Genomic DNA, 7,436 nt, shown 5'->3' on the forward strand with positions numbered 1-7,436 from the left:
TGCTCGCGAAAGCGCTGGATCAGTCACCATCAAGGTTGAATGTCAGACCGTCTTCGCGAGCAGGCTCGCTCCCACAGTGGGTAGGTGTGTTGATGGGGATTGCGGTCAATGAACTTGTCCGGTCCTTTCATCAAGCGTCCGGTCGCGACCATGCTCCTGAGCCTGGCGATCATGTTGCTGGGCGGCGTCAGTTTCGGCCTGCTGCCAGTATCGCCGCTGCCGCAAATGGACTTTCCGGTGATCGTGGTCCAGGCCAGTCTGCCCGGTGCCAGTCCCGAAGTGATGGCGTCCACGGTGGCGACGCCGCTGGAGCGCTCGTTCGGCGCGATTGCCGGCGTCAACACCATGAGCAGCCGTTCCAGCCAGGGGTCGACCCGGGTCATTCTGCAATTTGACCTTGACCGCGACATCAACGGCGCAGCGCGCGAGGTGCAGGCAGCCATCAACGCTTCGCGCAACCTGTTGCCGAGCGGGATGCGCAGCATGCCGACCTACAAGAAGGTCAACCCGTCGCAGGCGCCGATCATGGTGCTGTCGCTGACCTCGGATGTGTTGGAAAAAGGCCAGCTCTACGACCTGGCCTCGACCATCCTGTCGCAGAGCCTGTCCCAGGTGCAGGGCGTGGGTGAGGTGCAGATCGGTGGCAGTTCGCTGCCGGCGGTGCGTATCGAACTCGAACCGCAGGCGCTCAACCAGTACGGCGTGGCGCTCGACGATGTGCGCAAGACCATCGCCGCGGCCAACGTGCGCCGGCCCAAGGGCTCGGTCGAAGACGGCGAGCGCCTGTGGCAGATCCAGGCCAACGACCAGTTGGAAAAAGCCAAGGATTACGAGTCGCTGATCATCCATTACAAGGACGGCGCGGCCCTGCGTCTGAAGGACGTGGCCAAGGTCAGCGACGGCGTCGAAGACCGTTACAACAGCGGTTTCTTCAACGATGACGCGGCGGTGTTGCTGGTGATCAACCGCCAGGCCGGCGCCAACATCATCGAGACGGTCAACGAGATCAAGGCGCAGTTGCCGGCCTTGCAAGCGGTGCTGCCGGCCAGCGTGAAGCTGAATCTGGCGATGGACCGCTCCCCGGTGATCAAGGCCACCCTCCACGAAGCGGAAATGACCTTGCTGATCGCTGTGGCGCTGGTGATTCTGGTGGTGTTCCTGTTCCTGGGTAACTTCCGCGCCTCGCTGATTCCGACGCTGGCGGTGCCGGTGTCGCTGGTCGGCACGTTCGCGGTGATGTACCTCTACGGTTTTTCGCTGAATAACCTGTCGCTGATGGCGTTGATTCTGGCCACCGGGCTGGTGGTGGACGATGCCATCGTGGTGCTGGAAAACATTTCCCGGCACATCGACGAAGGCGTCAAACCGATGAAGGCCGCGTACCTCGGGGCCAAGGAAGTCGGTTTTACCTTGTTGTCGATGAACGTGTCGCTGGTGGCGGTGTTCCTCTCGATCCTGTTCATGGGCGGCATTGTCGAGAGCCTGTTCCGCGAGTTTTCCATCACCCTGGCGGCGGCGATCGTGGTGTCGCTGGTGGTCTCGCTGACGTTGACGCCGATGCTCTGCGCGCGCTGGCTCAAACCGCATACGCCGGGCCAGGACAACCGCCTGCAACGCTGGAGCCGCAAGACCAACGACTGGATGGTCGGCAAATATGCGACCAGCCTCGACTGGGTGTTGCGCCATCGGCGTCTGACCTTGCTCAGCCTCATCATCACCGTAGGTGTCAACGTCGCGCTGTACGTGGTGGTGCCGAAGACGTTCATGCCGCAGCAGGACACCGGACAGTTGATCGGTTTCGTGCGGGGTGACGACGGTCTGTCGTTCAGCGTGATGCAGCCGAAAATGGAAACCTTCCGCCGCGCCGTGCTCAAGGACGAAGCGGTGGAGAGCGTGGCCGGGTTCATCGGCGGCACCAACGGCACCAACAACGCGTTCATGCTGGTGCGCCTGAAACCGATCAAGGAACGCAACCTGTCGGCGCAGAAAGTCATCGAACGCCTGCGCAAGGAGATGCCCAAGGTCCCCGGGGCCCAGTTGATGCTGATGGCGGATCAGGACCTGCAGTTCGGCGGCGGTCGCGAACAGACCACCTCGCAATACAGCTATATCCTGCAAAGCGGGGACCTGGGCGCCCTGCGCGAGTGGTACCCGAAAGTGGTGACTGCGCTGCGCGCACTGCCGGAGCTGACTGCGATTGATGCCCGCGAAGGACGCGGTGCGCAGCAGGTGACGCTGATCGTCGACCGCGATCAGGCCAAGCGCCTCGGGGTCGACATGAACATGGTCACGGCGGTGCTGAACAACGCCTACAGCCAGCGGCAGATTTCGACGATCTACGACAGCCTCAACCAGTATCAGGTGGTGATGGAGGTCAATCAGAAGTACGCGCAGGATCCGGTGACCCTCAATCAGGTGCAGGTGATTACCGCTGACGGTGCGCGGATTCCGTTGTCGACCATTGCCCATTACGAAAACAGCCTGGAAGACGACCGCGTCAGCCACGAAGGCCAGTTCGCCTCCGAAAGCATCGCCTTCGACATGGCCGAAGGCGTGACTGTGGAGCAGGGCAGTGCCGCCATCGAGCGGGCGATTGCCAAGGTCGGTCTGCCAGAAGACGTGATCGCGAAAATGGCCGGCACCGCCGATGCCTTTGCCGCGACGCAGAAGAGCCAGCCGTTCATGATCCTCGGTGCACTGCTCGCGGTGTATCTGGTGCTCGGTGTGCTGTATGAAAGCTACATTCACCCGCTGACAATCCTCTCGACCTTGCCCTCGGCCGGGGTCGGCGCGTTGCTCTCGATCTACGCGCTGGGCGGCGAATTCAGTCTGATTTCGCTGCTCGGACTGTTCCTGCTGATCGGGGTGGTGAAGAAAAACGCCATTCTGATGATCGACCTGGCGTTGCAACTGGAGCGCCATCAGGGCCTGTCGCCGCTGGAGTCGATCCGTAGCGCCTGCCTGCAACGGCTGCGGCCGATTCTGATGACCACCCTGGCGGCCATTCTCGGTGCCTTGCCGCTGTTGCTCAGCCGCGCGGAAGGCGCGGAAATGCGCCAGCCCCTGGGCCTGACCATCATCGGCGGCCTGATCTTCAGTCAGGTCCTGACCCTTTACACCACGCCTGTGGTTTACCTCTATCTCGACAAGCTGCGCCACCGCTTCAACAAGTGGCGTGGCGTGCGTACTGACGCTGCTCTGGAAACTCCGCTATGACCGACCGTTCGCTTCTCAATCTGGCCACTGCGCGCGGTTCGCGCCTGTTGAGCCTGTCGCTGTGCGTGGCGATGCTCAGTGCCTGCGCCGTCGGCCCGGACTATCAGCGCCCCGCAGACTGCCGAGGTTGCACAGTACAAAGAGGCCGAGGGCTGGCGCCAGGCCAATCCGAGTGACGCGCTGGCGCGCGGTGCCTGGTGGGAGCTGTATGGCGATCAGCAGCTCAATGGCCTGATCGAGAAACTCAACAGTTCCAACCAGACCGTGGCGCAATCCGAAGCGCAGTACCGTCAGGCCCAGGCCTTGGTGCGCAGTGCCCGTGGGGCGTTTTACCCCAGTGTCGACCTGAGCGTAGGCAAGACCCGCTCCAGTCAGGGCACCGGCAGCAGCAGTTCGAGCCTGAGCAGTTCCGCCAGCGGGATTCGCGATACCTACAACGCGCAGTTGGGCGTGAGTTGGGAAGCGGATATCTGGGGCAAATTGCGCCGAGGCCTGGAAGCCAACGAGGCCAGCGCCCAGGCGAGCTTCGCCGATCTGGCCGCGATGCGTCTGAGCCAGCAGTCGGAACTGGTGCAGAACTACCTGCAACTGCGGGTGATCGATCAGCAGAAACGCTTGCTTGAGGCCACGGTCGCGGCCTACGAGAAATCCCTGCAAATGACCCAGAACCAGTACCGCGCCGGGATCTCCGGCCGCGATGCGGTGGCGCAAGCACAGACCCAGTTGAAAACCACCCAGGCCGATCTGGTGGACCTGATCTGGCAACGGGCGCAATTCGAAAACGCTATCGCCGTGCTCACCGGGCAGGCGCCGGCCGAGTTCAGCATCGCCGAGACCCAGAACATCCCGAACCTGCCGCAAATTCCTCTGAGCCTGCCGTCGCAGTTGCTGGAACGGCGCCCGGACATTGCCTCGGCGGAGCGCTCGGTGATCGCTGCCAACGCCAATATCGGTGTGGCCAAAGCCGCCTATTACCCGGATCTGACGTTGAGCATGAGCGGCGGCTACAGCAGCAGTACTTCGAAAAATCTTTTGACCATACCCAACCGTTTCTGGTCGGTCGGGCCGAAGCTGGACTTGCCGATCTTCGACGGTGGCATCCGTTCGGCCGAGGTTGACCGTACCGAGGCGGTGTACGACCAGACCGTCGCCAAGTACCGCCAGACGGTGCTCGATGGTTTCCGCGAAGTGGAAAACTATCTGGTGCAACTGAAGGTATATGAAGACGAGGCGGCGGTGCGTCAGGAAGCACTGGATGCGGCGCGCGACTCGTTGCGCCTGACCCAGAACCAGTACAAGGCCGGCTTGATTGCCTACATCGATGTGGTTGTGGTGCAAGCCACAGCGCTGAGCAACGAACGCACCGTTCTCAATATCCTGCAGAGCCGGCTGATCGCCAGTGTGCAATTGATTGCAGCGCTGGGCGGCGGGTGGGACGGTCAACTGCCCACCGAATAAATCGTGTAGGAGCTGCGGCACGCTGCGATCTTTTGATCTTAAAAAAACAACAATGCGGAGGCCCATCACCATGGCCAACCTGAAAATCAAGAATCTGCAAAAAGGCTTCGAAGGTTTCTCCATCATCAAGGGTATCGACCTTGAGGTGAACGACAAGGAGTTCGTGGTCTTCGTCGGCCCGTCCGGCTGCGGCAAATCCACCCTGCTGCGGCTGATTGCCGGGCTGGAAGAAGTCAGCGGCGGCACCATCGAACTCGATGGCCGCGACATCACCGAAGTCAGTCCGGCCAAGCGCGATCTGGCGATGGTGTTCCAGACCTACGCGCTGTACCCGCACATGACCGTGAAGAAAAAACATGTCGTTCGCCCTTGATCTGGCCGGTGTGCCAAAAGCCGAAGTCGAGAAAAAGGTCGGCGAAGCGGCGCGGATTCTCGAACTCGGGCCGATGCTCGAACGCAAGCCGAAACAGCTCTCCGGCGGCCAACGGCAACGGGTTGCCATCGGCCGCGCCATCGTGCGCAATCCGAAAATCTTCCTGTTTGACGAGCCGCTGTCCAACCTCGACGCCGCCCTGCGCGTGCAAATGCGTCTGGAACTGCTGCGCCTGCACAAGGACCTGCAAGCCACGATGATCTACGTGACCCACGACCAGGTCGAAGCGATGACCATGGCTGACAAGGTGGTGGTGCTCAATGGCGGCAAAATCGAGCAGGTCGCTCGCCGCTGGACCTCTATCACAACCCGGCCAACCTGTTCGTCGCCGGGTTCCTCGGCACGCCGAAAATGGGCTTCCTCAAGGGCAAGATCGCCCGCATCGACGGCCAGAGCTGCGAAGTCTCGCTGGACGCCGGTACACGCATCACCCTGCCGTTCAATGCCGCCAATCTAAGCGTCGGCAGCGCGGTGACCCTGGGCATTCGTCCGGAGCATCTGGAGCTGGCGCAACCGGGCGACTGCACCCTGCAAGTCACCGCCGACGTCAGCGAACGCCTGGGCAGCGACACCTTCTGCCACGTCACCAGCAACGCCGGCGAAGCCCTGACCATGCGTGTGCGCGGTGACTTGGCGAGCCGCTACGGCGAGCAACTGAACCTGCACCTGGACGCCAGCCATTGCCACCTGTTCGACGTCAATGGCGTGGCGCTGACCCGCCCACTGCGCGCCGCGGCCTGAATTTCGAGACTTGTCCGATGAAACTCAATAAGCAAAATCTGCAGCGCCTCGCCCCCGAGGTGCAACTGCCGGCCTACAGCCTCAGCGACACCCGCCAGGGCATCGCGCACATTGGCGTCGGCGGCTTCCATCGCGCGCATCAGGCGTATTACACCGATGCACTGATGAATACCGGTCAGGCGCTGGACTGGGCAATCTGCGGCGTTGGCCTGCGCACTGAGGACCGCCGTGCCCGCGACGATCTCAAAGAGCAGGATTACCTGTTCACCCTGTTCGAACTCGGCGACAGCGACGACACCGAAGTGCGGGTGATCGGTGCGATTCGCGACATGCTTCTGGCCGAAGACGGCGCGCAGGTGCTGATCGACAAACTCGCCGATCCGCAGATCCGCATTGTCTCGCTGACCATCACCGAGGGCGGTTACTGCATCGACGACAGCAACGGCGAGTTCATGGCGCACCTGCCGCAGATTCAGCACGATCTGGCCCATCCGCTGGCGCCAAAAACCGTGTTCGGCTTCCTCTGTGCGGCGCTGGAAAAACGCCGTGACACGGGCACACCAGCGTTCACGATCATGTCCTGCGATAACCTGCCGCACAACGGCGCGGTGACCCGCAAGGCGTTGCTGGCCTTCGCCACCCTGCGTGACCCGGGGCTGCGTGACTGGATCGCGCAGTACGTCAGTTTTCCCAACGCCATGGTCGATCGCATCACACCGATGACCAGCACCGCGCACCGCCTGCAACTAGCCGACAAACACGGCGTCGACGATGCCTGGCCGGTGGTCTGCGAGCCGTTTGTGCAATGGGTGCTGGAAGACAAGTTCGTCAACGGTCGCCCGGCCTGGGAACAGGTTGGCGTGCAGTTCACCGATGACGTTTCGCCCTACGAAGAGATGAAGATCAAACTGCTCAACGGCAGCCACCTGGCCCTGACTTACCTGGGTTTTTTGAAGGGCTATCGCTTCGTCCACGAGACCATGAACGACCCACTGTTCGTACGCTACATGCGCGCCTACATGGACCTTGACGTCACCCCGCAACTGGCGCCGGTGCCGGGCATCGACCTGACCGACTACAAGGACACGCTGGTGGCGCGCTTTTCCAATCAGGCGATTGCCGATCAACTGGAGCGGGTGTGTTCGGACGGTTCATCGAAGTTTCCGAAATTCACCATTCCGACGATCAATCGCTTGATTGCCGATGGCCAGGAAACCAGGCGCGCAGCGTTGGTGGTGGCGGCCTGGGCGTTGTATCTGAAGGGCGTGGATGAAAATGGCGACACCTATACGATTCCGGATCCACGGGCGGAATTTTGTCAGGGACTGGTGGCGGATGATGCGTTGATCACTCAGCGGTTGTTGGCGGTCGAGGAGATTTTCGGCACGGCGATTCCACGTTCGGCGGCATTTGTGGCGGCGTTTGAGTGGTGCTGCAACAGCTTGCGTGAGGTGGGTGTGACGCGCACGCTGGAGCGGGTGCTGGCTGAGTGATGCGGTGAAACCACCGACGCCATCGCTGGCAAGCCAGCTCCCACAGGGTTTTCAATCGTTGATGAATTTTGCGTACAAACGAGAACCTGTGGGAG

Annotated in this window: 2 protein-coding genes and 2 pseudogenes; all 4 read left to right on the forward strand. The window is 61.7% G+C overall.

Annotated elements, in window-relative coordinates; translation table 11 throughout:
• Positions 1-108 precede the first annotated feature (108 nt).
• The 4 genes and pseudogenes from HT737_RS00470 (at position 109) to HT737_RS00485 (ending at position 7,341) form a co-directional block, all read left to right on the forward strand.
• Positions 109-3,216 carry an efflux RND transporter permease subunit gene (locus tag HT737_RS00470; protein ID WP_182400949.1) on the forward strand — a complete coding sequence of 1,036 codons (3,108 nt, stop codon included), beginning with the start codon at positions 109-111 and terminating at the stop codon, positions 3,214-3,216.
• Positions 3,213-4,674: pseudogene (locus HT737_RS00475) on the forward strand (efflux transporter outer membrane subunit). Before HT737_RS00470 ends, HT737_RS00475 begins: the two are co-directional and overlap by 4 nt.
• A gap of 70 nt (positions 4,675-4,744) precedes the next feature.
• Positions 4,745-5,848: pseudogene (locus HT737_RS00480) on the forward strand (ABC transporter ATP-binding protein).
• Between the two features lie 17 nt (positions 5,849-5,865).
• A complete protein-coding gene (locus tag HT737_RS00485) occupies positions 5,866-7,341 on the forward strand; it encodes a mannitol dehydrogenase family protein (protein ID WP_131670501.1) in 1,476 nt (491 codons plus the stop codon).
• The last annotated feature ends 95 nt before the right edge of the window (positions 7,342-7,436 follow it).

Source organism: Pseudomonas sp. MD195_PC81_125 (assembly GCF_014060985.1).
Taxonomy (GTDB): Bacteria; Pseudomonadota; Gammaproteobacteria; order Pseudomonadales; family Pseudomonadaceae; genus Aquipseudomonas; species Aquipseudomonas parakoreensis.

Bases quoted from the DNA above. Each gene is read 5' to 3' on its own strand.
- HT737_RS00470 (WP_182400949.1), top strand. From the start codon at position 109: ATGAACTTGTCCGGTCCTTTCATCAAGCGTCCGGTCGCGACCATGCTC.
- HT737_RS00485 (WP_131670501.1), top strand. From the start codon at position 5,866: ATGAAACTCAATAAGCAAAATCTGCAGCGCCTCGCCCCCGAGGTGCAA.